Source organism: Paraburkholderia caffeinilytica (assembly GCF_046030355.1).
Classification (GTDB): domain Bacteria; phylum Pseudomonadota; class Gammaproteobacteria; order Burkholderiales; family Burkholderiaceae; genus Paraburkholderia; species Paraburkholderia caffeinilytica_B.
Window position 1 is genome coordinate 178441 of the sequence record NZ_JAQQCQ010000006.1, and the last position, 22084, is coordinate 200524.

The window sequence follows — 22084 nt, forward strand, 5'->3', positions numbered from 1 at the left end:
GCGCGGCGCCGTGTGCGCCGCCTAAAAAGATTGCAGCGAAGCGCGCAACGGCGGCGGGCGCGAGTGGGCGGCGCGCTCAGCGGCGCTGACCGAACATCATCTGCCGCGCCAGCGCGGTCTTCACCGGTGGCACGAATTCGAGCGCGGTGAGGGCGAGGCCGCGCAAGGCGGCGAGCGGCGGGAAATCGACGGTGAACAGGCGTGCGAGCGTGTCGGTCGCGCCGATCGTCAGGCGCCGGTCGAGCGCGCGGCGTTGCGCGAACGTCGCGAGAGCCAACGGGGTGGGGCCTTCCGCCGACAACGCGTCGGCGAGTGCATGCGCGTCGCGCAAGCCCAGATTCAGGCCCTGGCCCGCCACCGGATGCAGCGTCTGCGCCGCATTGCCGATGGCGACGATATGACCGTTCACGAGCGTGTCGACCGCGTTGAGTCCCAGCGGGAAAGACGCGCGCCCCTTGATTTGCGTAAAGCTGCCCATGCGGCTGCCGAATGCGGCGCCGAGTTCGCGCAGGAATTCGTCATCCGGGAGCTGGGCGCGCCGCGCGGCTTCTTCGGGTGAGCAGCACCAGACCAGCGCGTAATTTGCACCCCGCACGCCGCCCATTGGCAGCAGCGCAATGGGTCCTTGCGACGTGAAGCGCTCCCAGGCCACATGTGGCTGCGGCGAAGACACCGTGACCGTGCCGACCAGCGCGGTTTGCCCGTAATCGCGCGTGTCGACCTCGCCAGTCCGGCTGCCGGCTTTGCCGCTCGCGCCCTTATCCTTGTCATCGCCGAGCTTGCCGGTTTTCTGATCGCCGAACAGGCCGCCTTCGGCATTCACCAGAATTCGCGTGCGCAGATTGCGTGTGACACCGGCGGTTTCGATGGGGAGCGTGACGCCGTCGAGTTCCTGAGTCGGCGCCGCCGCGGAGGTGGAGCGGAACCAGTGCACGGAGGTCGCATGAACCGCTTCAGCGAGACCATGCACGATCGAGCCATAACGCAGCACGTAGCCGAGCGCCGGCAAGCCGTGCTCGCTGTGGTCGATCAGCGTGCGGCCGAAATGGCCGCGCTGCGACACATGGATGCGCTGGATCGCGGTGGCGTCGGCAGGCCAGCGCAGCGGTTCGAGGATCATCCGGCTGCCCTGCGACACGGCGATCGCGCGCGGATCGGCAATCGAATCTTCCGGTTCGCGCGCGTCGATCAGCGCGATCTTCAGCGCCTGCGTCGCGCTGCGTCGCGCCAGCCAGCCGGCGAGCGCCAGCCCGACCGGCCCGGCGCCGACGATCGTCACGTCGAAATCGAAAGCATGGTCGGACGCGGCGGGTTTCAGAATCACCGTCGACTGGGAAACGTCGTTCATTGCGGGTTGCTTCCTCGGGTTACTGCCTGGGTTGCTGCCTGGTTGACTGCTTGCGTTGCTTCTGGCGCGGCCGTCCCAGTCACTTTCCAGCTTGCTGGGCCGCGCGGGCTTCCTGCATCAATGCCTCGATCTCGTCGGCCGCCACGGGGACCTCGCGTGTGATCAGCTCGCAACCGGCCGGCGTGACAATCGCGTCGTCTTCGATGCGGATGCCGATGTTCCAGTAGCGCTCAGGCACGCCTTCAGTCGGACGGATATACAGACCGGGCTCGATGGTCAGCGTCATTCCCGCTTGCAGCGTGCGCCACGGCAGCGTGCCCGCTTCGTCGCGCGGCGCGCCGCGTTCGCGGTAGTCGCCGACATCGTGCACGTCCATGCCGAGCCAGTGGCCGGTACGGTGCATATAGAACGGCGCATAGGCGCGCTCCGCGATCACTGCGTCGACCGAGGCGAACTTCGTGCGGTCGATGATGCCGGTGTCGAGCAGCCCTTGCGACAGCACGCGCACGGCGGCCTGGTGCGGATCGTCGAAGGTGGCGCCGACGCGCGTGGCGTCGACGGCGGCCTGCTGCGCGGCCAGCACGATGTCGTACAGCTCGCGCTGCGCCGGCGTGAAGCGGCCGCTCGCCGGGAAGGTGCGGGTGATGTCGGAGGCGTAGCCGTCGAGTTCGCAGGCGGCGTCGATCAGGATCAGGTCGCCGTCCTGGGCGATCGCATTGCCGGCCGGGTAGTGCAGCACGCACGCATTGGCGCCCGCGGCAACGATCGACGTGTAGGCCGGCGCCTGCGCGCCGAACTTGCGGAAGGTGTAGAGCAGCTCGGCTTCGAGTTCGTACTCGCGCACGCCGGGGTGGCAGGCGGCCATCGCGCGGCGATGCGCCTGCGCGGAAATCTGCCCGGCGCGGCGCATGATGGCGAGTTCGTGATGGTCCTTGATGAGCCGCATGTCGTCGAGCAACGGCATCAGATCATGCGCGGCCGTGGGCGCGGCGACGCCGCTGCGGCCCAGCGCGCGCACGGCGTCGAGCCAGCCGCGCACCTGTTCGTCCAGTTCCGCCGAGGTGCCGAGCGCGTAATACAGCGCTGGCTTGTCGGCGAGAATGCGCGGCAGTTGCGTATCGATTTCGCTCCCGGCGAAGGCGGCGTCGAAGCCGAACGCCTCGCGTGCGCCTTCGGGTCCGAAACGGAAACCTTCCCACGTTTCGCGCTCGACATTCTTCTCGCGGCAGAACAGCACCGAGGCCGGTTCGCCCGCCGCGGCGCTTGCGTCGAGCACCAGCCACGCCTCGGGTTCCGTGAAGCCCGTGAGATAGTAGAAGTAGCTATCGTGCCGGTAAGGGTAGTCGGCGTCCCGGTTGCGCAGCTTTTCCGGCGCGGTGGGGACGATGGCGACGCCCCCGCCCGCTGCGCGCAGCGCGGCGAGTACGCGCTCGCGGCGCGTGCGGTAGACGTCGATGGCGATGGTGGGTTCGGTCGGCTGGTTCATCGTGCGATTGTAGCGCCCAATGCGGAGACTTATTTTGCACGGATACTGACGGGGAGAGGCGGCCGTTCTGAGCGCGTTAGCCATTTGGCCGGGTAGACGGCGCGCGGGCGGCGCGGCAATGTTGCAATCTATCCACAGCGAGCATCCATGCGGCTTGCGAAGCGGCTTCGCCAAGCCCGGGAATGCCGCCGGGCGCATATAACCACTTATACTTTCGCCGAATTCAAGAAAAGGCAGATGGTCATGATGAAACTCATCGGTTCGCTCGCCAGCCCGTTCGTGCGCAAAGCGCGGATCGTGCTGGCCGACAAGAAGATCGACTACGAACTCGTGCCCGAGAACGTCTGGGCGCCTGACACCACGATTCACACCTTCAATCCACTCGGCAAGGTGCCCTGCCTCGTGATGGAAGACGGCGAAGCGGTGTTCGACTCGCGGGTGATCTGCGAATACGTGGATACGCTGTCGCCGGTCGGCAAGCTGATTCCGCCGTCGGGCCGTGAGCGCGTCGAAGTACGGTGCTGGGAAGCGCTTGCCGACGGCATTCTGGACGCCGCAGTGCTGATTCGCCTCGAAAGCACCCAACGTACGCCCGAGCAGCGTGTGGACGCGTGGGTCGCGCGGCAGCAACGCAAGATCGAGGAAGGTCTGATCGCGATGTCGCAGGGTTTGGGCAGCAAGCCGTGGTGCACGGGCAATCACTACACGCTCGCGGACATCGCGGTGGGCTGCGCGCTGGGCTACCTCGATTTCCGTACGCCTGAGTTGAACTGGCGCGAATCGTATCCGAATCTGGATAAACACTTCCAGAAACTGTCGCTGCGCCAGTCGTTCATTGATACGGTGCCGGCGGATTGAGCACGGATCGGTAAAGCGGTACTTTTTGCAAAACGCGCGCTCGGGGTATGCCGGGGCGCGCGTTTTTACGTGGGGTTGGAGAGCGCCGCGGCGATTCAACCGGCGTGTAGATAGCCGGTCAGACCGCCGCGTCGGCAGTCTGACGGCGGCTTACTGCTTGCCGTTGCGCCGCCGCGTAATCCCCGGCCCGAACGCGAACCCGAATGCCAGCAGCAGCAACGAAACCGCCAGCACCGTGTTGTTGCCGCTCGTCACATAGGGCGTGCTGCCCGACGTCCCTTGCACCGACACATCGAGCGAGCCGATCGTGTACGGCGCCAGGCGCCCGATCACCTTGCCGTTGGCGTCGATCGCCGCCGTCGTGCCGGTGTTGGTGGCGCGCAGCATCGGCCGCCCGGTTTCCAATGAACGCATGCGCGCGATCTGCAGGTGCTGATCCAGGGCGATCGTGTCGCCGAACCAGGCGAGATTCGTTGAGTTGACCAGCACGCCCGCCGGCGTATCGCTCTCGCGGATGTTCCGCGCGATCTCCTCGCCAAAAATATCCTCGTAGCAGATGTCGACCGAGACCGGCTGGTTATGCACGATGAACGGCTTCTGCACCGGCGCGCCGCGCGCGAAATCGCCGAGCGGAATGCTCATCAGATTCACGAACCAGCGGAAGCCCCACGGCACGAATTCGCCGAACGGCACGAGATGGTGCTTATCGTAGCGATACACGTCGCGCGTGCCCGGCGTGACGCCGAACAGGCTGTTCGTGTAGTCGACCACCTGGCCTTCCGGCGTGACGGTGCCGCCGATCGCGCCGAACACGATCGCGGTGCCGGTCGTATCCGAGAAGTTGCGCACCGCCGCCGCGAACTGCGGCGGCAATTGCTGCGCGAGCACCGGAATGGCGGTTTCCGGCGTGACGATCAGGTCGGCCGGCTTCGACGTGATCATCTGCTGATACTGGTCGATCGCGGCGCGCATGCCGGATTCTTCGAACTTCATTTCCTGTTTGACGTTGCCTTGCAGGAGACGCACCGTCAGTGGCGCGTTGGCAGGCAGCGTCCATTGCACGAGCGGCAGCAGCAGGCCGACTGCGATCAGCGCAACCGCGATTCCACCCGGCACGGCAACGCGTGCGATACCGCGTTTAGCGCCATTGCCGGTATTTCCAGCATGGCCGCCGTCGGCGGCATCGAACTGCCCGCGCGAAGGCCGCAGCGCCACCAGCGCCTGCACGATCAACGCTGCCACCAACGCGAGCATCCAGCCCACCCCGTACACTCCCGCCACCGGTGCAAAGCCGGCGAACGGGCCGTCCACCTGCGGATAACCGCTCGCGAGCCACGGAAAACCCGTGAACACCGTGCCGCGCAACCATTCACCGATCGCCCACGCGCTCGCAAACGCGAGCGCGCCGTGCCATGTCGGTGAGAACGGTTTGTCGGTGTCCGACGCGCCGTTGCGCGCGTGCCCGGCGCAGAACGACCAGATGCCGGCAGCCAGCGCCGGATACACCGCCAGATATAAGGAGAACAGCACGACCGCCGCGCCTGCAAGCGGTGCGGCCATGCCCCCGTAGTCGTGCATGCTGACGTACAGCCACCACACACCGGTGACGAAGTTGCCGAAGCCGAATGCGCCACCCGTCAGCGCGGCGCTTTTCCAGCCGGTCGTTCGCGTGAGCCATGCGAAAAAGAACACGAAGATCACGAGTTCGAGCCAGCCGCCATGCGGCGTCGGCGCGAACGACAGCGTATTGGCCGCGCCGGCGGCCAACGCGACGAGGTAATGCCAGCGAGGCAGTGCCCTGCCGCGCGTTTCTCGCGCGGCAGGGGCACTCACGCCGCGGCGCGAACGGGATGTAATCGGGTCGGCCATTGTTGCGCGGTCGGCGTGAGGAGTTGAGGAAGCGAAGAAAAGAAGCGGATCAGGTCTGCACGTGCTGTGCTTCGCGTTCGCGCTGGCCGGCGAGCGGGTCGCGGCGCACCAGCAGCATGTGAATCTGCCGGGCGTCGCCGCGCAGAATTTCGAAGATCAGATCGTCGAGGCGGACTTTCTCGCCGCGATGCGGCACCCGTCCGAAATGATGCGTAACGAGGCCGCCGATCGTATCGACTTCGTCGTCCGGGAAATGCGTGCCGAAAGCCTCGTTGAACTGCTCGATCTCCGTGAGCGCGCGCACGCGGAAGCGGCCGTCCGGCGAGGCGATGATGTTGCCGCTTTCCTCGTCGAAATCGTATTCGTCTTCGATATCGCCGACGATCTGTTCCAGCACGTCTTCGATCGTGATCAGGCCGGCCACGCCGCCGTATTCGTCGACCACCACCGCGAGGTGATTGCGATTCACGCGGAAGTCGTGCAGCAGCACGTTCAGGCGCTTCGACTCCGGGATGAAAACCGCGGGGCGCAGCATGCCGCGCACGTCGAATTCTTCTTCAGCGTAATAGCGCAGCAGGTCTTTCGCGAGCAGCACACCGATGATGTTGTCGCGATTGCCTTCGAACACCGGATAGCGCGAGTGCGCTTTTTCCAGCACGTAGGGGATGAATTCGGCGGGGTTCTCCGCGATGTTGATCGCGTCCATTTGCGCGCGCGGCACCATGATGTCGCGCGCGCTGAGTTCGGACACCTGGAACACGCCTTCGATCATCGATAGCGAGTCGGCGTCGATCAGATTGCGCTCGTGCGCGTCCTGCAGGATTTCCAGGAGTTCTGCGCGCGAGTCGGGCTCGGGCGAGATGAAGTCGGTCAGACGCTCGAGTAGTGAGCGTTTCTCTTGCGGTTTGTCGGTTTGACGTCGACTGGGATACGTGTCGTTCATGGTAGTGCGCCCGGCGAGACTGGGCGCGCTGTTGCAGAGCATTAAGGATACACCAGGCACATGGCAGGACCGTGTCCTGCCGGGCTGGGCGATGAGTGACGCCGTGATGAATCTGCCCGGCCGCGTGCGGCGAGCATGGGTCAATCCTAACTGATTACGCGAGGAAAAGCGTTTTCGAGCAAAAAAGTACGGATTGGGGTGGTGTGTCCGGGCCCGTTAGCCTGCCGCGCGGTTTCCCTCACGGCAGCGTTCGAGTAGCGCTTCCAGTGCACGGTCGGGCATGCCGCTTTCGCGCAGCGCATGCACGGTGCGGCTAACGTAATCGAGCGTGGTGCCGTAGCGGCCGCACGCGCAACCGAGCACGGTTTTGACGACTTCGTCGCGCAGCTTGCCGGTGTAGGTCGGCACGTCGCGCCGCATCACGAACGCGAGCGCGTCGACGCGCCGGCCGTCGGCGAGCATGCAGGGCAGCCACATCGGGCGATACGAACCCATGGGCATTTCGCGGCGCCACAGCGCTTCCAGATGCGGCATCGCACCTTCGGCGGCAAGGCGGAAGGCGATGCCGGCGCACGAGCCGCCGCGATCGAGCGCGAGCACGAGGCCCGGCTGTTCGGGCGTGCCGCGATTCACGCGCGACCACAAATACAGTCCGCGGTGGTAACCGTGCACTTTGGACCGGGCCGCTTCGACGGTAGGCAGACCGGGATTCCAGATCAGCGAACCATAACCGAACAGCCACAGATCGCTCTTGCGGTCCCAGTCGCGCAACGTGCATTCGAGCGACGCGCGCAACTCCTCTTCCGTCAGCAGCCGCGGTTCGCCGAGCGCGGGCGGGTAGTCCGGACAGGGTGTGCGCCGCATATCGGCTTCAGGAGAGGACGTGCTCACGGTGGTGTCTGACGGAGAGGGTAACGACGTTGGGAAAGACTATTGATAAGGATCCGGGAAACCGAGCTTGCCGAGGATTTCGGTTTCGATAGCCTCCATCTCCTCGGCTTCTTCCTCGACCTCGTGGTCGTAGCCTTGCGCGTGCAAGGTGCCGTGCACCAGCAGATGCGCGTAGTGTGCGAGCAGCGGCTTACCCTGTTCGGCGGCTTCTTTTTCGACCACCGGACAGCACAGGATCAGGTCACCCGTCACCGGATCGTCTTCCGATTCGGCGTACGCAAACGTCAGCACGTTGGTCGAATAATCCTTGCCGCGATAGGTGCGGTTCAGCGTGCGGCCTTCTTCGGCGTCGACGAAGCGTACCGTCAGTTCGCCGTCCGCGAAGAGCGCCGCCTTGATCCAGCCGGCCACGGTGGCGCGCGGTAGCAGCGCCTTGTGTTCCGGCCAGGCCTTGGCGGCGGGGAATTGCAGATTCAACGTCAGTTTCGGTGCGCGGCTCATGCTTGTTCGGTGTGTTGCCTGGGTTGCTGCGGCCTGGCCGGTGGAGTTCGGCGCAAAATTAACGACGCAAATTAATGACGCAAATTAGCGACGCAATCTAGCGCGAATCTGCCGGACTAGCGGATTTCTGCGAATGCGCATCGTACGCCTCCACAATTCGCGCGACCAGCGGATGCCGCACCACGTCCGCGCTCGTAAAGCGCGTGAGCGCAATGCCGCGCACGTCCGACAGCACCTGCTGCGCTTCGATCAACCCGCTCTTGTGACCACGCGGCAAGTCGACCTGGGTCGTGTCGCCGGTGACCACGGCCTTCGAGCCGAAACCGATGCGCGTGAGGAACATCTTCATCTGTTCGGGCGTGGTGTTCTGCGCCTCGTCGAGAATGATGAACGCGTGATTCAGCGTGCGGCCGCGCATGTAGGCGAGCGGCGCGATTTCGATCATCTGCCGCTCGAACATCTTGGCGGTCTTGTCGAAACCGAGCAGGTCGTACAGCGCGTCATACAAAGGACGCAGATACGGGTCCACCTTCTGCGCCAGATCGCCCGGCAGGAAGCCGAGGCGTTCGCCCGCTTCGACGGCCGGACGCGTCAGCACGATGCGTTTGACCTGATCGCGCTCCAGCGCGTCCACCGCGCAAGCCACCGCGAGATACGTCTTACCCGTCCCGGCCGGGCCGACGCCGAAAGTCACGTCGTGCGAAATGATCTGCTTCAGATACTCGCGTTGCATCGGCGTACGGCCGCGCAGATCAGCGCGGCGTGTGTACAGCTTCGGGCCGAGTTCTTCGACGTCGTCGTCGCCGCTGTCGGCGGGCTGGTCGAACGGGTGATCCGGATTGCCCGGAAAGCGCGGGTCCAGCGCTTCCGCGCCATGACCGTTGCCGTTCGCGCGATGGCGTGCCGGCTGACGCACTTCAACGAGTGCGAGCTGGATGTCGTCGACCGACAAGGGCTTCTGCGAGTTGTCGTAGAACTTTTCGAGCGCGGTAAGCGCGAGTTTCGCGCCGCGCCCGCGAATCGTGATGCGGTGGCCACGGCGTTGCAGCGTCACGTCGAGCGCCTGCTCGATCTGCCGCAGATTCTCGTCGAGCGGTCCGCAGAGGTTGGCGAGCCGCGCGTTGTCGTCGCGCGGTGCGGTGAATTCCAGATGCTGCTGAGTGGTCTTCAAGGCGGAGGATCGATCCTGTCGGGTTCGTGACGCTGGCTGGCGTCGCTCAGTGGGTGGTGGCGGGCGAGTTGTCGTGCACCAGCACGAGCTCGCCACGTAACGAATGTGGGTACGCATGGACGATTTTCACGTCCACCATCTGGCCGATCAGCCGTGCATGCGACGCGATCGGCGCCGGGAAATTCACCACGCGGTTGTTCTCGGTGCGGCCCGCGAGTTCGTTCGGGTCCTTGCGCGCCGGGCGCTCGACCAGAATCCGCTCGACCTTGCCGACCATCGAGTCGCTAATGCGCTGCACGTTTTCTTCGATCGTGGCCTGCAGATGGTACAGACGCTTGAGTTTCACTTCATGCGGCGTGTCGTCGTGCAGATTCGCGGCCGGCGTGCCGGGACGCGGGCTGTAGACGAACGAGAAGCTGGTGTCGTACTTCATCTCGTGGACCAGCGCCATCATCTTGTCGAAGTCTTCTTCCGTCTCGCCGGGGAAGCCGACGATCATGTCGGTCGACAACGACAGGTCGGGGCGGATCGCGCGCAGCTTGCGGATCACCGACTTGTATTCGAGCACGGTGTAGCCGCGCTTCATGGCCATCAGGATGCGGTCGGAGCCGTGTTGCACCGGCAGGTGCAGGTGGCTGACGAGCTTCGGCACCTTGGCGTAGGTATCGATCAGGCGCTGCGTGAATTCCTTCGGATGCGACGTGGTGTAGCGAATCCGTTCGATGCCAGGAATGTCCGCGACATATTCGATCAGCTGAGCGAAGTCGGCGATTTCCGACGAGCCCAGCGTGATGCCGGCACGGTATGCATTCACGTTCTGGCCGAGCAGCGTGACTTCACGCACGCCCTGGTCGGCGAGGCCGGCGATTTCGGTCAGCACGTCGTCGAGCGGACGCGACACTTCCTCACCGCGCGTGTACGGCACGACGCAGTAGCTGCAGTACTTGCTGCAGCCTTCCATGATCGACACGAACGCGCTCGCGCCATCCACGCGCGCCGGCGGCAGGTGATCGAATTTTTCGATTTCTGGGAACGAGATGTCAACCTGAGCGCGGCCGCTTTCGCGGCGCTTGTCGATCATTTGCGGCAGACGGTGCAGCGTTTGCGGACCGAACACCAGATCGACATACGGTGCGCGCGCCACGATCGACGCGCCTTCCTGGCTCGCCACGCAACCGCCCACGCCGATGATCAGGTTCGGGTTCGCTTCTTTCAACTCGCGCACGCGGCCGAGTTCGGAGAAGACTTTCTCCTGCGCTTTTTCGCGCACCGAGCAGGTGTTGAAGAGAATGACGTCCGCGTCTTCCGGGGTGTCGGTCTTGACGAGGCCTTCAGCCGCGCCGAGTACGTCGACCATCTTGTCGGAGTCGTACTCGTTCATCTGGCAGCCGTAGGTCTTTACATAAACTTTCTTGGTCATCGATTTTCGCCGGTCGCAGTGGTTAACCTGGGGGCGTCGTTTAAAAGGTGAAGAGGGGCCAAACGTGCGGGTAGTGTGCGGACGGGCCGCGGCGCGGCGCCTGGGCTTGCTTGAGCCCATTCTGGTCCACTTTCAAGGCACGTTTGCAGCGTAGCTCAATATTATAGCCCTTCACCGGATGCGGTTTCCGCGGCGGCCTTGGCTCGCGGCTGCTCCGGCGGCAAGCCCAGCAGGGCTTCCAGTTCGTCCGACACCTGGGCGAAGCGCTCGCTCAGAAAATCGAGCAGCACGCGCACGCGCGGCGCCATGAAGCGGTTGCGGTGGTAGAGCGCGTGCAACGGCGCGTCCGGATAGCGCCATTCGGGCAGCAGGATTTTCAGGCAGTCGCTCCGCAAGTCCGCTTCCACGTCCCACATCGACTTGATGACGATCCCGTAGCCGCGCCGCGCCCATTCCCGGGCGACGGCGCCGTCGTTGGTTTCCCGGGACGTTTCGAACGGCACCGTGTAGTGCTGCACTTCGTCACCGCGCGTGAAACGCCACTCGTTGACCGGGCCGGATGCGGTGCCGAGCACGATGCAGTCGAAATTCGCCAGATCGTTCGGGTCCTTCGGCTCACCCTTGCGAGCGATGTACTCCGGCGAGGCGCACAGCACGCGCCGGTTCGGCGCCAGTTTGCGGGCCACCAGCGAGCTGTCCTGCGGCACGCCGAAGCGGATCGCGAGATCGATGTCTTCCTGCACCAGATTCGACAGCGAGTCCGACAGCGTCAGCGCGAACGTGACTTCCGGGTAAAGCGCGTTGAACTCATCGAGCCAGTGCATCAGCAGGTTGCGGCCGAAGTCCGAGGTCGCGGATATCCGCACTTTGCCGCGTACCACGCCCTGGCCGGCTTGCAGCGCGGCTTCGGCGTCGTCGAGCGATTGCAGCGCCTGGCGGCAGCAGTTCAGGTAGAGACGGCCTTCGTCCGTGAGTCTCAACTGACGGGTGGTGCGCTCGAACAGGCGCGCTTTCAGGCCGGCTTCGAGTTTGGCCAGCCGCGCGCTGGCGGCGGCCGGCGTCAGGCCCATCTTGCGGCCCGCCGCCGACAGGCTGCCCTGCTGCGCCGCTTCGACGAACAGGCGGATGTCACCGAGGTTATCCATCGGGGTCTTTCAAAATAATTTGAAAATGCTTCAAATGCTACGCCAATTATCAAATCGATGTGCTCCGCTCACAATGCACTACTCGTAAACCCTGTGTTCCGTGCCGCCTACGCCATGCAACTCGATCACGCAACGATCGTCACCGCCGACCTCGAGACCGCGCGACGCTTTTTTGTCGACATCGCCGGGCTCGCGGAGGGCGCGCGTCCGCCGTTTTCGGTCGACGGCTACTGGCTGTATGCAAACGGCCGTCCGCTGATTCATCTGATCGATGCAACGGTGCCTGCCGTGGCAGGCAGGGCGGCGCCGCGCATCGACCATGTCGCTTTCCGGCTGGAGAGCACAGCCGAATGGCAGGCGCTTTTGCAGCGCCTGCACGCGGCGGACATGCCTTATCAGCTTGCCGAAGTGCCGCAGATGGGCCCACAGCAAGCCGAACGGCAACTGTTCGTCGCGCTCGCGCCGGGTGTGGTCATCGAATTCGTGACGGCATTGCGCCACGCTCACCGCAGTTAACACGTTCAACTTTAGGACCTGGAGTAGAAAAATGCCCATTCCATTACTTGCGCTCGCGATCAGCGCTTTCGCGATCGGCACGACCGAGTTCGTGATCATGGGCTTGCTGCCCGACGTCGCGCGCGATCTGGCCGTGTCGATTCCGTCGGCTGGTTTGCTGGTGAGCGGCTATGCGCTCGGCGTGGCGGTCGGCGCACCGCTGCTCGCGGTGGTCACCAGCAAGATGCCGCGCAAGCTCGCGTTGCAGTTGCTGATGGGGGTGTTCATTGTCGGCAATACGCTGTGCGCGATTGCGTCCAGCTATTCGGTGCTGATGATCGCACGCGTGGTGACGTCGTTTGCCCATGGGTCGTTCTTTGGGATCGGCGCGGTGGTGGCGGCGTCGCTCGTGCCGGCTGAAAAGCGGGCAAGCGCGATTGCGCTGATGTTCACCGGTTTGACGCTGGCGAATGTGCTTGGCGTGCCCTTCGGTACCTTTGTCGGCCAGGAGTTCGGCTGGCGTGCGGCGTTCTGGATTGTCAGCGCGTTCGGCGTGCTGTCGCTGGCGGGCGTGTCGCTGCTGGTGCCGAATCGTCACGATTCCGGTCCGGTCGGCCTGGGCCATGAAGTACGCGTGCTGAAGGACCCGCAAGTCTGGACCGCGCTCGCGATGACGGTACTCGGCTTCGGCGGCGTGTTCGTCGTGTTCACCTATATCGCGCCGATTCTCGAGCAGGTCAGCGGCTTCTCGCCGCGTGGCGTGACGCTGATTCTGGTGCTGTTCGGCGTCGGTCTCACGATTGGCAATACCGTGGGCGGCAAGCTCGCCGACCGCGCGCTGATGCCTTCGCTGATGGGCATTCTGGTGGCGCTCGCGGTGGTGATGGCGATCTTCGCGCGCACCAGTCACTCGCAGGTGGCCGCGGCGATTACCATTTTCGTGTGGGGCATTGCGGCGTTCGCCACGGTGCCGCCGTTGCAGATGCGGGTGGTCGAGAAGGCCGCGGCCGCGCCGAATCTGGCTTCGACGCTGAACATCGGCGCCTTCAACGTGGGCAATGCGGGCGGCGCGTGGCTCGGCGGTCTGGTGATCAATCACGGTCATTCGCTCGATACGCTGCCGTGGGTCGCGGCGGCAGTGAGCGTGGTGGCGTTGCTGCTCACGTGGTTCGCGGCGCGGATGGATGCGCCGGCCAGGACCGTGGCGCAAAGCGCCTGACTCTGCGTGGGCGCACCCGACGTCCCAAGTTGTGGTTGAGTGCGTGTGAGCGTGCTCAAACGCATCTGCCCCGAACGCGCCCATATGAAAAATTCTCACAAGCTTTGCGAGAATCGTCCTCCGCAATGCTGATAACAGTGTGAAGATAACTTCGTTGGGCGCGGCGGGGCGCGGTGCTATCTTGCTTCCACTAACCGCTTGCCCGCCGTCCGGCGGCGCTCCTGGAGGCAATCATGCATTCCCCGCTTGCGCTGGTTCGCGATCCCACGGCTGACACCGATGCGTCGCCGCGTGCCGCTGAACCCTTCGATGCTCTTGAACATCTGGTCGGCGTGAATCTCGCCCGTTTGCGCGCCGAGCGCCAACTTTCACTCGACGCTCTGGCCCGCGCCTCGGGCGTCTCGCGAGCAATGCTCGCGCAGATCGAGTCGGCGCGCAGCGTGCCGTCGATCAAGGTGCTGTGTAAGGTGGCCGCCGCCCTGAAGGTGTCGGTGGCGGCGTTTTTGCGGCGCCATGCGACTAACGGCTTCGAGCATTTGCCGGCGGAGCGTTCGTCGCGGCTCGTCAGTTCCAATGGACGCTACTCGGCCCGGCCGCTTTATCCCGATGCGGAGCCGACCGCCGCCGAGTTTCACGAGCTGCGCATCGCGCCGTTGCATACGGAAGCCGGCACGCGCCGCGCGCCCGGTACGACCGTGAATCTGGTCGTGAGCGAAGGCACGCTGGAAGTCAGCGTGCACGACCAGCGTCAATTGCTGGCCACGGGCGACGCGATCGTGTTCGACGCCGACCAGCCGCACAGCCTGCGCAATCCGGGCGACACCGAAGCGCGCGCGTTCCGCGTCACGCTGAAGGCGGAAACGCCGCCGCGCTGGGATGTGCCCGCGCCACACGATTTGACGCGCCAGGCCGCGCCGGTCTGACGGATAAGGTTTTTCAGGCGGATGGGCTGTGGAATGGGTTGTGAAGCCCGAGATGTCCGTCTAATCAGTAGGGGTTGCGCTGCAGGTTGCGCGCGACTGTTGTATCCTTTGCCAGCCGGTTGATCCGGCAATCAGTGCGTCTTCAGGGCGGGGCGAAATTCCCCACCGGCGGTATGCCGGCAGCGCGAAAGCGTGAGCCGGTGAGCCCGCGAGCGCTCGTGTCGTCAATGTGTTCGATGCGGGGTCAGCAGATCTGGTGAGAAGCCAGAGCCGACGGTTAGAGTCCGGATGGAAGAAGATGTGCAGATAGTCATGTTCGTTCCCGTGACGCCGCCAGAGGTTTGGGCGGTGCGCGAGCGCCGCTTTGCGCGGCGTTCAACGGCGCGTCTTTGTCTGTTTGCAATGCCCTGAAACGTTTTTCGCCCAACTTTTGCGATGAGCGTTTCAACTATGTCCTTTGCTACTTTTCCTGCTCCGTCGGTGATTGCGGACGCCCCGAGGGAAGTCCCCTTGTGGGACGTACCTATGGAAGCCCCCTTGGGGGGCAGCGCAATTCTCGACCTTCCGCTGCTCGCCACCGAGCCCGTTCCGCCGCGTATCGCCGCCGCCTTGCAAGCCATGCGCGATGGCCGCGCTGTCGTCCTGCAAGACGATCACGACCGCGAGAACGAAGCCGATCTGATCGTTTCCGCCGAGCGTCTTTCCGTCGAAACCATGGCCTTGCTGATTCGCGAATGCAGCGGCATCGTCTGCCTGTGCCTGCCCGACGACAAAATCCGCGCACTCGAACTGCCGCCGATGGCCGTCAACAACGAAAGCCGTCACGGCACCGCGTTCACGGTCTCGATCGAAGCACGCGATGGCGTGACCACTGGCGTGTCCGCCCTCGATCGCGTGACGACAATCCGCGCGGCCATCAGCGATACGGCGAAGCCTGCCGATATCGTGCGTCCGGGCCACGTGTTCCCGCTGCGTGCGCAGCCGGGCGGCGTGCTCGCGCGTCGCGGCCATACCGAAGGCACGGTCGATCTCGCGATTCTTGCGGGTCTGAAGCCGGCCGGTGTGCTGTGCGAGCTGATGAACGCGGACGGCACGATGACGCGCGGTGCGGACGTGGAGCGTTTCGCTCAACAACACAATCTGCCGATGCTGACGATCGCCGAACTGGTGGAATTCCGCCAGGCACTGGCGACAGCGCGCGAATGCGTGGCCGACGAGGTTTGATGCGCTAAGGGTGTGTCGCGTGCCGTGATCCGGTTGATGGTTGAATGCGAACGCTTGGCCGTTCGGTGCGGCTGCGCCGGCCAGCACGGACTCGACGCACTCGTGCGCCGCTGAAAGAAAAAACCCCGCGCTTGAAAAAGCGCGGGGTTTCTCAGGAATGTGAAGCTGGCTATCGCAGCCGGCTTTTTCTATTGCCGCATCCGTTAAGACTGCACGTCGCCAAATTCGCCGCGGACACCGGCTTCGACCAGGGCGGGCAGTTCATCCATATGCTTCATGATGCGTGTCATGCCCATCTTGCGCAGCGCATCTGCATAACCGTCGGGAATATGGCTCGCACCGACGAAAGCAATCGTCTTCATGCCCGCCGCGCGTGCCGCATTCAAACCGGCCACGCTATCTTCCACGACGACGCAGCGCGAGGGTTCCACACCCAGCGTTTTCGCCGCGAACAGATACACGTCCGGATAGGGCTTCGGTCGCGCCACCTGTTCGGCGCTGAAAATCCGTTCGCCGAAAATCTGTTGCAAACCCGCGCGCCGTACCGACGCATTCACGCGCGCCATCCGGCTGTTCGACACGACCGCTGCCGGCAGCGTGACGCGTTGCAAGGCGTCGCGCACGCCGTTGATCGGACTGAGCGATGCCGCGAGTTCGAGCTCGACATTGTGTTCAATCGTATTGAAGAAATCGGCGGGCAGCGTGATCTCGAACGACTTCTCGATACCTTCGAGAAAGCGTGAGGTCTGCTGGCCGAACGCCGTCTTGACGACAGGTTCGAAGTCGAGGCCGGGGAAGGTGGCGGACAGTGTTTCGAGCATCACGCGGTCAGCGATGATTTCGCTGTCGACGAGCACGCCGTCGCAGTCACAGATGAGGTGGTCGATCATGCTTTAAGACGGAAAGCGAGAGGTACGCGAGCAGGACAGTTGCAAGCTCATGCGCGGAGATTGAAAGCATCATGATACGTGCTTTGGCGCCGCGTGCGCGGCGCCGTCGCTTTCCGTCGGCGTTTACTTACGCCGTGAGCGCGTGTTTAGTGCGCCTTGCGTGCGCCCGATATACGCCCCACGTGTGCCGCAGTATCAGTGCGCGTGCAGATACAAATACAACCCTGTTGCCGCCGCGCCGCCCAGCAGCGGACCGCACACCGGAATCCACGAATAATGCCAGTCGCTGTCGCGCTTGCCCGGAATCGGCAGCAACGCGTGCATCAGGCGCGGCGACAGGTCGCGCGCCGGGCTCATCGCGTAACCGGTCGGGCCGCCGAGCGAAATGCCGATGCCGAGCACCAGCAGGCCGACCGGCAGCGCGTCGAGCGCACCGAGGCCAACTTGCGGCGAAGCCAGATATAGCACGCCGAGAATCAGCACGAAAGTCGCGATCATTTCGGTGAGCAGGTTATGCGGCACGCTGCGAATCGCGGGCGACGTGCAGAACACGCCGAGCTTCACGTCGGCATCGCCTTCCTTGTTGAAGTGCTGACGATACGCGAGCCACACGAGCAGGGCTCCCGCCATCCCGCCGAGCATCTGCGCCACGACGTAGCCCGGTACTTTCGCCCACGCGAATTTGCCGGCCAGCGCGAGGCTGATCGTGACCACCGGATTCAGATGCGCGCCGCTATACGATGCCGTGACGTACACGGCGATGAACACGGCCATCGCCCAGCCCATCACGATGACGATCAGGTCCGCGCCTTTGCCCTTGGTGCGTGCGAGCAGCACGTTGGCGACCGCGCCGTTGCCGAGCAGCACCAGGAGTGCGGTGCCGATGAATTCCGCAATGTAAGGAGACATTATTGGTTATCCGAAATATAGTTATTAGGGAAGCCGCGGGATAGGCGGCTTCGTTATGTCGAAAGGTGTCTTGTGGAACCTGTGGACAGCAATCAGGGCGTGTCGGCCCAAGCCTTCGCGGCGCGGATCGCGCGCTTCCAGCCATCGAGGCATTCCTTGACCTCGGCGTGCGGCAAGGCCGGTGTGAAACGACGATCGAGTGCCCACTGGCTTTTCAGTTCGTTCACATCCTTCCAGTAGCCGACCGCGAGGCCGGCCAGATAGGCCGCGCCCAACGCGGTCGTCTCCGATACCTTCGGCCGTACGGCGTCGACGCCGAGAATGTCCGCCTGGAATTGCATCAGCAGATTATTCGCGCAAGCGCCGCCGTCCACGCGCAATTCGCCGATGCGAATCCCGGAGTCGGCTTCCATCGCTTTCAGCACGTCGAGCGATTGATAGGCGATCGAATCGAGCGCGGCGCGGGCGATGTGCGCCGAACTCGTGCCGCGCGTCACGCCGAACAGCGTGCCGCGGGCCCGTGCGTTCCAGTGCGGCGCGCCGAGACCTGCAAACGCCGGCACCAGATACACGCCGTCACTATGCGGCACGCTGCGCGCCATCGTTTCGATTTCAGCGGCGTTCTTGATGATGCCGAGGCCGTCGCGCAACCATTGCACCACGGCGCCGCCGATAAAGATGCTGCCTTCGAGCGCATAGTTGATCTGGTCGCCGATCTGCCACGCGATGGTGGTGACGAGATTGTTCTTCGATTCGATCGGCTTGTCGCCGGTGTTCATGACGAGGAAGCAGCCCGTGCCGTAGGTGTTCTTCACCATGCCGGACTCCGTGCACATCTGGCCGAACAGGGCCGCGTGCTGGTCGCCGGCGATGCCTGCGAGCGGAATCTTGGAGGCGAATACCGTGGTCTTGGTCGGCCCGTATTCTTCCGACGACGCACGCACTTCCGGCAGCATGTTGCGCGGAATGTCGAGCGCTTCGAGCAGTTCGTCGTCCCACTTCAGCGTGTGGATATTGAACAGCATGGTGCGCGACGCATTGGTTACGTCGGTGACGTGCAGACCGCCCTTGGTGAAATTCCACACCAGCCAGCTATCCACCGTGCCGAAGGCGAGGCGGCCTTGCTTCGCTTTTTCGCGGGCGCCTTCGACGTTGTCGAGAATCCAGCGAATCTTGGTCGCCGAGAAATACGAGTCGATCGGCAGACCAGTTTTCGCGCGGACTTTTTCTTCCAGACCTTGCTCTTTGAGCTGATCGCAGAAGTCGGCGGTGCGGCGGTCTTGCCAGACAATCGCGTTATAGATCGGGTGGCCGGTTTCGCGATCCCACACGATGGTGGTCTCACGCTGATTGGTAATGCCGATCGCAGCGATCGAGGTGCCGTTCATGCCGGCACGCGTGACGGCTTCGGCGGCGACGCCGGCCTGCGTCGACCAGATTTCCTGCGGGTCGTGCTCGACCCAGCCTGGACGCGGATAGATTTGCTGGAATTCTTTCTGAGCGGTCGACACGATATTGCCGAGCCGGTCGAACAGCATCGCGCGTGAGCTGGTGGTGCCTTGGTCAAGCGCGAGGATGTACTGATCCTGCATTGTCTCTTCTCCATGCGTTTTATGAATCGCCGGCCTGTTGACCGGCGACGGGAACGGCTTATTGTTTTAAGCGGGCTGCAACAGCTTGTGGTTGTGCGTCCCGGCTTTGTCAGTAGCCGAGGGGTGAAAATCGATTCGGTTAATACGGGTTCATGCAAATAGCGAGGCCGTGTCGCAGTAGCCTGACTATGCGGCTCAGCTAAATGGCTTAACTCAGTGACCTGACTAAATGACCAGACTTAGTGGTTTAACCCAGCGGTCCAACTCAATAAACAATCCAACTAACCGGTTTGGCTAAGCGCTCTGCCGGACGGGCTCGCGGGCGAACCACGCGTCAATGTCGCGTGTGATCGAATCGAGCGTGCCCGGTTCGACGTGCAGGCCGAGTTTCGAGCGGCGCCACAGTACATCCTGCGCGCTGCGCGCCCATTCGGTGTCGCGCAAATAGGTGAGTTCGGCTTCGTAGAGACCCGGCGCGAAAGCGCGGCCGAGGTCCGCCACCGAGCGGGCGTTACCTATGACATTTTTTACGCGGGTGCCATACGCACGCGCGAGGCGATGAGCCAGGTCGGCGGGCAGCCACGCATTCTGCTGCTTGAAACCGGTGAGAAAGCGCTCGAAATTGGCTTGCGGAATATCTCCGCCGGGCAGGGGTGCGCCGGCCGTCCACGAAGACGCGCTGTTGTGCAACGCGTGCGCGAGTTTGTCGACGGCTTCTTCCGCCAGCTTGCGGAAGGTCGTGATCTTGCCGCCGAACACCGACAGCAGCGGTGCTTCGCCCGCGGGCGCATCGAGTTCCAGCGAGTAATCGCGCGTGACCGCCGATGGGTTGTCCGCGCCTTCTTCCTCGAGTAGCGGACGCACGCCCGAGTAGGTCCAGCGCACGTCTTGCGGCGAGATCTTTTCTTTGAAGTAGCGGTTGATCGAGTCGCACAGGTACTGTGTTTCGTCGGCATTGATCGCTACTTGCGACGGGTCGCCACGATATTCGAGGTCGGTCGTGCCGATCAGCGTGTAATCGTGTTCGTACGGAATCGCGAAGATGATCCGCTTGTCCGGATTCTGGAAGATGTACGCGTGATCGTGTTCGAACAGACGGCGCGTGACGATATGGCTGCCCTTCACGAGGCGCACGCTGTGCGTCGCTTCGCGGCCGAGCGCGCCATGCAGCAATTCGCCGACCCACGGTCCGGCCGCATTCGCAATCGAGGCGGCGCGCACGTCGAGGATCGTGCCGTCCGCGCGCTTGAGTTGCGCGCGCCACTCGCCGCCGGCGCGCACCGCGCTCAGCAGCTTGGTGCGCGTGAGAATCTTTGCGCCGCGCTCCTGTGCATCCAGCGCGTTCAGCACGACCAGACGCGCGTCGTTCACCCAGCCGTCCGAATAGACGAAACCGCGCTTGATCGAATCGACCAGCGGCGCGCCGGCGGGATGGTTGCGCATCACGATGCCGCGCGAACCGGGCAGCAGTTCGCGTTTGGCGAGGTGATCGTAAAGGAACAGACCGGCGCGGATCAGCCAGGCCGGACGCAGATCGGGCATGTGCGGCATCACGAAGCGCAGCGGCCACATGATGTGCGGCGCCGCGCGCAGCAGCGTTTCGCGCTCCTGCAGCGCCTTGCGCACCAGTCCGAACTCGCGGTATTCGAGGTAGCGCAGGCCGCCGTGAATCAACTTGGTGCTGGCCGACGACGTATGGGCCGCCAGATCGTCCTGTTCGCAGAGCAGCACCGACAGGCCGCGGCCCGCCGCATCGCGTGCGATGCCTGCGCCGTTGATCCCGCCGCCCACGACGAGCAAATCGTATCTCGAGCCTTGCGTCACCTGCTGTGTCCCCTGCGTCGTATTCGGAAAATGGTTTGGAAAATCTATCGAACCGATAGTGTTCGTTTGCGAACTTTAATGAACATATTCGAAAAAGTAAAGTTCGGTTTTATCAGGTGATCCTCTAACGATTGGCCAAGGTGGTGGCGCAACGCGCAGCGAGGGACGATACTCTCGGCAGCAGCCATTTCGAGGTGAATTCATGCGTGGACTTTGGATGATCGGCGCCGCTGCGCTCCTGACGGGATGCGTGAGCTCGCCGAGCTTGAACGGGACGATGGGCGCACCCTCATTCACATCGTTGCAGCAGATGTGCAGCGCCCAGACGGTCGACTACGGCAACGACGCGCAAGGTGTCTACGCGACCCTGTTCGATGCCTACGTGGCGAACCGGCGCGGTAAGTTGTCGAAGGATGATTTCTGCGCGTTCCAGGCGTCGCTGGCGCAGCATTACACGAGCCTCGGCGCGAGTGCCGACCCGCAAGTGCGTAATCAGTGGGTGACGTTCTTCACTGACCAGCGAGCCAGAGCGTTGAGCTGGCGCGCGGCGGCTGATCCGACTTTGCGCGCCGGCTGAGCTTCGCGCCCGGGCTTTTCTTCCCGATGCTTCCCGCGGTTATTCGCGTTGAGTGAGTTGATGGACTAAGCCGGGCTCGCCGCGCTGCGGCTGCGCCCCGCGCCATAACATCCGGCGAATCTGCGCGAAGACGGCCTCGCGCGTGGGCGCGTTGCTTCCCGCTGCCTGTTGCGCCTGTTGTGCCTGCGGCAAAGGCAACTGATTGGCGAGCGCCAGCATGGTGAAGCCGTGCAGGCTTGCCCAGTAGGCGTAGCCGATCAATTGCGGATCGCCCTCCAGAATGCCCGCGGCAACGAGCTGCTCGAAGTGCGCCCCGAGCATGCGCCAGGCGCGGTGCGATGCGGCTCGGAGTTCCGGATAGGCATCTTCCTGCTGGGTCAGATCGAACATCAGGCGGTAGGCATGAGGCTCGTCGAGCGCGAACGCCACGTAAGCCTCGCTGACGGCGGAGCGGTCGGTCACGGAAGCGTCCTTCGCCACGGCTTCGAGCCGCGCCGCAAAGCGGTTGAACGCCGCCGCGCGGACCATCGCAAGGATTTCGTCTTTGTCGCGGAAGTAGCGATAGGGTGTCATCGCGCTGCAACCCAATTCTTTCGCCAGTTCGCGCATCGTCACGCCTTGCGCGCCGCGCGTGGCGAACGCATTTTCGGCCACGCGCCGCATGGTTTCGCGGAAATGCTGGATGTCGTCGGCGGAGAGCGTTTTTGGCATGCGCGAGGGCAGAAGGTCCGTCGCGTCAATTTACTGTGTAAATGATTTGGGCACAACAAAGCGGCCGTTGATGCGGCCGCTTTGCTTT

Annotated in this window: 20 protein-coding genes and 1 riboswitch; of the genes, 6 read left to right on the forward strand and 14 right to left on the reverse strand. The window is 63.8% G+C overall.

The genetic code is table 11. From position 1 onward, the window contains the following. Positions 1-76: 76 nt before the first annotated feature. The gene (locus PQQ95_RS12070; protein WP_408437615.1) at positions 77-1348 is read right to left on the reverse strand and encodes a UbiH/UbiF/VisC/COQ6 family ubiquinone biosynthesis hydroxylase; all 1272 of its coding nucleotides are present in this window, start codon (positions 1346-1348) and stop codon (positions 77-79) included. 79 nt (positions 1349-1427) lie between these two features. Continuing rightward, positions 1428-2834, reverse strand: coding sequence for an aminopeptidase P N-terminal domain-containing protein (locus tag PQQ95_RS12075; RefSeq protein ID WP_408437616.1), 1407 nt, complete (start codon positions 2832-2834; stop codon positions 1428-1430). 243 nt (positions 2835-3077) lie between these two features. Between PQQ95_RS12075 and PQQ95_RS12080 the strand changes: the two genes are divergently transcribed. Next, complete coding sequence (locus PQQ95_RS12080) at positions 3078-3692, forward strand: glutathione S-transferase C-terminal domain-containing protein (RefSeq protein WP_408437617.1); 615 nt, start codon at positions 3078-3080, stop codon at positions 3690-3692. Positions 3693-3842: 150 nt separating this feature from the next. On the opposite strand, the gene lnt is transcribed toward PQQ95_RS12080, so the two are convergent. From lnt to PQQ95_RS12115, 7 genes are all read right to left on the reverse strand, one after another. Further along, complete coding sequence (gene lnt, locus PQQ95_RS12085) at positions 3843-5561, reverse strand: apolipoprotein N-acyltransferase (protein WP_408437618.1); 1719 nt, start codon at positions 5559-5561, stop codon at positions 3843-3845. 49 nt (positions 5562-5610) lie between these two features. Next, positions 5611-6504, reverse strand: coding sequence for a CorC family transporter (locus PQQ95_RS12090; RefSeq protein WP_408437619.1), 894 nt, complete (start codon positions 6502-6504; stop codon positions 5611-5613). Between the two features lie 216 nt (positions 6505-6720). Then, positions 6721-7368 (reverse strand): gamma-glutamylcyclotransferase, encoded by a 648-nt coding sequence (locus PQQ95_RS12095; RefSeq protein WP_408437762.1) that lies wholly within the window; start codon positions 7366-7368, stop codon positions 6721-6723. A 66-nt stretch (positions 7369-7434) separates the two neighbouring features. Further along, a complete protein-coding gene (ybeY, locus tag PQQ95_RS12100; protein WP_106354199.1) occupies positions 7435-7896 on the reverse strand; it encodes an rRNA maturation RNase YbeY in 462 nt (153 codons plus the stop codon). 97 nt (positions 7897-7993) lie between these two features. Then, positions 7994-9067 (reverse strand): PhoH family protein, encoded by a 1074-nt coding sequence (locus PQQ95_RS12105; RefSeq protein WP_408437620.1) that lies wholly within the window; start codon positions 9065-9067, stop codon positions 7994-7996. A gap of 46 nt (positions 9068-9113) precedes the next feature. Continuing rightward, positions 9114-10487: a tRNA (N6-isopentenyl adenosine(37)-C2)-methylthiotransferase MiaB gene (gene miaB / locus PQQ95_RS12110; RefSeq protein WP_408437621.1), complete on the reverse strand. Its 1374-nt coding sequence runs from the start codon at positions 10485-10487 to the stop codon at positions 9114-9116. A 161-nt stretch (positions 10488-10648) separates the two neighbouring features. Further along, complete coding sequence (locus PQQ95_RS12115; RefSeq protein WP_408437622.1) at positions 10649-11632, reverse strand: LysR family transcriptional regulator; 984 nt, start codon at positions 11630-11632, stop codon at positions 10649-10651. 114 nt (positions 11633-11746) lie between these two features. Here PQQ95_RS12115 and PQQ95_RS12120 point away from each other — a divergent pair, with 114 nt between their 5' ends. From PQQ95_RS12120 to ribB, 4 genes are all read left to right on the forward strand, one after another. After that, positions 11747-12148, forward strand: a complete 402-nt coding sequence (locus PQQ95_RS12120; protein ID WP_408437623.1) for a VOC family protein — start codon at positions 11747-11749, stop codon at positions 12146-12148. A 31-nt stretch (positions 12149-12179) separates the two neighbouring features. Further along, the gene (locus PQQ95_RS12125; RefSeq protein WP_408437624.1) at positions 12180-13346 is read left to right on the forward strand and encodes an MFS transporter; all 1167 of its coding nucleotides are present in this window, start codon (positions 12180-12182) and stop codon (positions 13344-13346) included. A 233-nt stretch (positions 13347-13579) separates the two neighbouring features. After that, complete coding sequence (locus tag PQQ95_RS12130) at positions 13580-14269, forward strand: helix-turn-helix domain-containing protein (RefSeq protein ID WP_408437625.1); 690 nt, start codon at positions 13580-13582, stop codon at positions 14267-14269. 134 nt (positions 14270-14403) lie between these two features. Further along, positions 14404-14573, forward strand: a riboswitch (FMN riboswitch). Positions 14574-14719: 146 nt separating this feature from the next. Next, positions 14720-15493, forward strand: a complete 774-nt coding sequence (gene ribB, locus PQQ95_RS12135; RefSeq protein WP_408437626.1) for a 3,4-dihydroxy-2-butanone-4-phosphate synthase — start codon at positions 14720-14722, stop codon at positions 15491-15493. Positions 15494-15696: 203 nt separating this feature from the next. Here the strand turns inward: ribB and PQQ95_RS12140 are convergent, their stop codons facing one another. From PQQ95_RS12140 to glpD, 4 genes are all read right to left on the reverse strand, one after another. Further along, complete coding sequence (locus PQQ95_RS12140) at positions 15697-16383, reverse strand: HAD family hydrolase (RefSeq protein ID WP_408437627.1); 687 nt, start codon at positions 16381-16383, stop codon at positions 15697-15699. Positions 16384-16578: 195 nt separating this feature from the next. Next, positions 16579-17292, reverse strand: a complete 714-nt coding sequence (locus PQQ95_RS12145; protein WP_408437628.1) for an MIP/aquaporin family protein — start codon at positions 17290-17292, stop codon at positions 16579-16581. Between the two features lie 92 nt (positions 17293-17384). Continuing rightward, entirely contained in the window at positions 17385-18884 is a 1500-nt protein-coding gene (gene glpK / locus PQQ95_RS12150; RefSeq protein ID WP_408437629.1) for a glycerol kinase GlpK, read from the reverse strand. 294 nt (positions 18885-19178) lie between these two features. Beyond that, positions 19179-20708, reverse strand: coding sequence for a glycerol-3-phosphate dehydrogenase (glpD, locus tag PQQ95_RS12155; protein ID WP_408437630.1), 1530 nt, complete (start codon positions 20706-20708; stop codon positions 19179-19181). Between the two features lie 202 nt (positions 20709-20910). On the opposite strand from glpD, the gene PQQ95_RS12160 reads away from it, so the two are divergent. Beyond that, positions 20911-21285, forward strand: a complete 375-nt coding sequence (locus PQQ95_RS12160) for a hypothetical protein (protein ID WP_408437631.1) — start codon at positions 20911-20913, stop codon at positions 21283-21285. A 39-nt stretch (positions 21286-21324) separates the two neighbouring features. Here the strand turns inward: PQQ95_RS12160 and PQQ95_RS12165 are convergent, their stop codons facing one another. After that, on the reverse strand, positions 21325-21996 hold the full coding sequence (locus PQQ95_RS12165; protein WP_408437632.1) for a TetR/AcrR family transcriptional regulator: 672 nt from the start codon (positions 21994-21996) through the stop codon (positions 21325-21327). Positions 21997-22084 lie beyond the last annotated feature (88 nt).

Excerpts from the sequence above, each read along its gene's own strand:
- miaB (WP_408437621.1), bottom strand. The coding sequence starts at position 10,487 with ATGACCAAGAAAGTTTATGTAAAGACCTACGGCTGCCAGATGAACGAG.
- ybeY (WP_106354199.1), bottom strand. The coding sequence starts at position 7,896 with ATGAGCCGCGCACCGAAACTGACGTTGAATCTGCAATTCCCCGCCGCC.
- PQQ95_RS12120 (WP_408437623.1), top strand. The coding sequence starts at position 11,747 with ATGCAACTCGATCACGCAACGATCGTCACCGCCGACCTCGAGACCGCG.
- PQQ95_RS12080 (WP_408437617.1), top strand. The coding sequence starts at position 3,078 with ATGATGAAACTCATCGGTTCGCTCGCCAGCCCGTTCGTGCGCAAAGCG.
- PQQ95_RS12075 (WP_408437616.1), bottom strand. The coding sequence starts at position 2,834 with ATGAACCAGCCGACCGAACCCACCATCGCCATCGACGTCTACCGCACG.
- PQQ95_RS12115 (WP_408437622.1), bottom strand. The coding sequence starts at position 11,632 with ATGGATAACCTCGGTGACATCCGCCTGTTCGTCGAAGCGGCGCAGCAG.
- PQQ95_RS12130 (WP_408437625.1), top strand. The coding sequence starts at position 13,580 with ATGCATTCCCCGCTTGCGCTGGTTCGCGATCCCACGGCTGACACCGAT.
- PQQ95_RS12160 (WP_408437631.1), top strand. The coding sequence starts at position 20,911 with ATGCGTGGACTTTGGATGATCGGCGCCGCTGCGCTCCTGACGGGATGC.
- PQQ95_RS12125 (WP_408437624.1), top strand. The coding sequence starts at position 12,180 with ATGCCCATTCCATTACTTGCGCTCGCGATCAGCGCTTTCGCGATCGGC.
- PQQ95_RS12095 (WP_408437762.1), bottom strand. The coding sequence starts at position 7,368 with ATGCGGCGCACACCCTGTCCGGACTACCCGCCCGCGCTCGGCGAACCG.
- PQQ95_RS12145 (WP_408437628.1), bottom strand. The coding sequence starts at position 17,292 with ATGTCTCCTTACATTGCGGAATTCATCGGCACCGCACTCCTGGTGCTG.
- PQQ95_RS12070 (WP_408437615.1), bottom strand. The coding sequence starts at position 1,348 with ATGAACGACGTTTCCCAGTCGACGGTGATTCTGAAACCCGCCGCGTCC.
- PQQ95_RS12165 (WP_408437632.1), bottom strand. The coding sequence starts at position 21,996 with ATGCCAAAAACGCTCTCCGCCGACGACATCCAGCATTTCCGCGAAACC.
- lnt (WP_408437618.1), bottom strand. The coding sequence starts at position 5,561 with ATGGCCGACCCGATTACATCCCGTTCGCGCCGCGGCGTGAGTGCCCCT.
- PQQ95_RS12090 (WP_408437619.1), bottom strand. The coding sequence starts at position 6,504 with ATGAACGACACGTATCCCAGTCGACGTCAAACCGACAAACCGCAAGAG.
- ribB (WP_408437626.1), top strand. The coding sequence starts at position 14,720 with ATGTCCTTTGCTACTTTTCCTGCTCCGTCGGTGATTGCGGACGCCCCG.
- PQQ95_RS12140 (WP_408437627.1), bottom strand. The coding sequence starts at position 16,383 with ATGATCGACCACCTCATCTGTGACTGCGACGGCGTGCTCGTCGACAGC.
- glpK (WP_408437629.1), bottom strand. The coding sequence starts at position 18,884 with ATGCAGGATCAGTACATCCTCGCGCTTGACCAAGGCACCACCAGCTCA.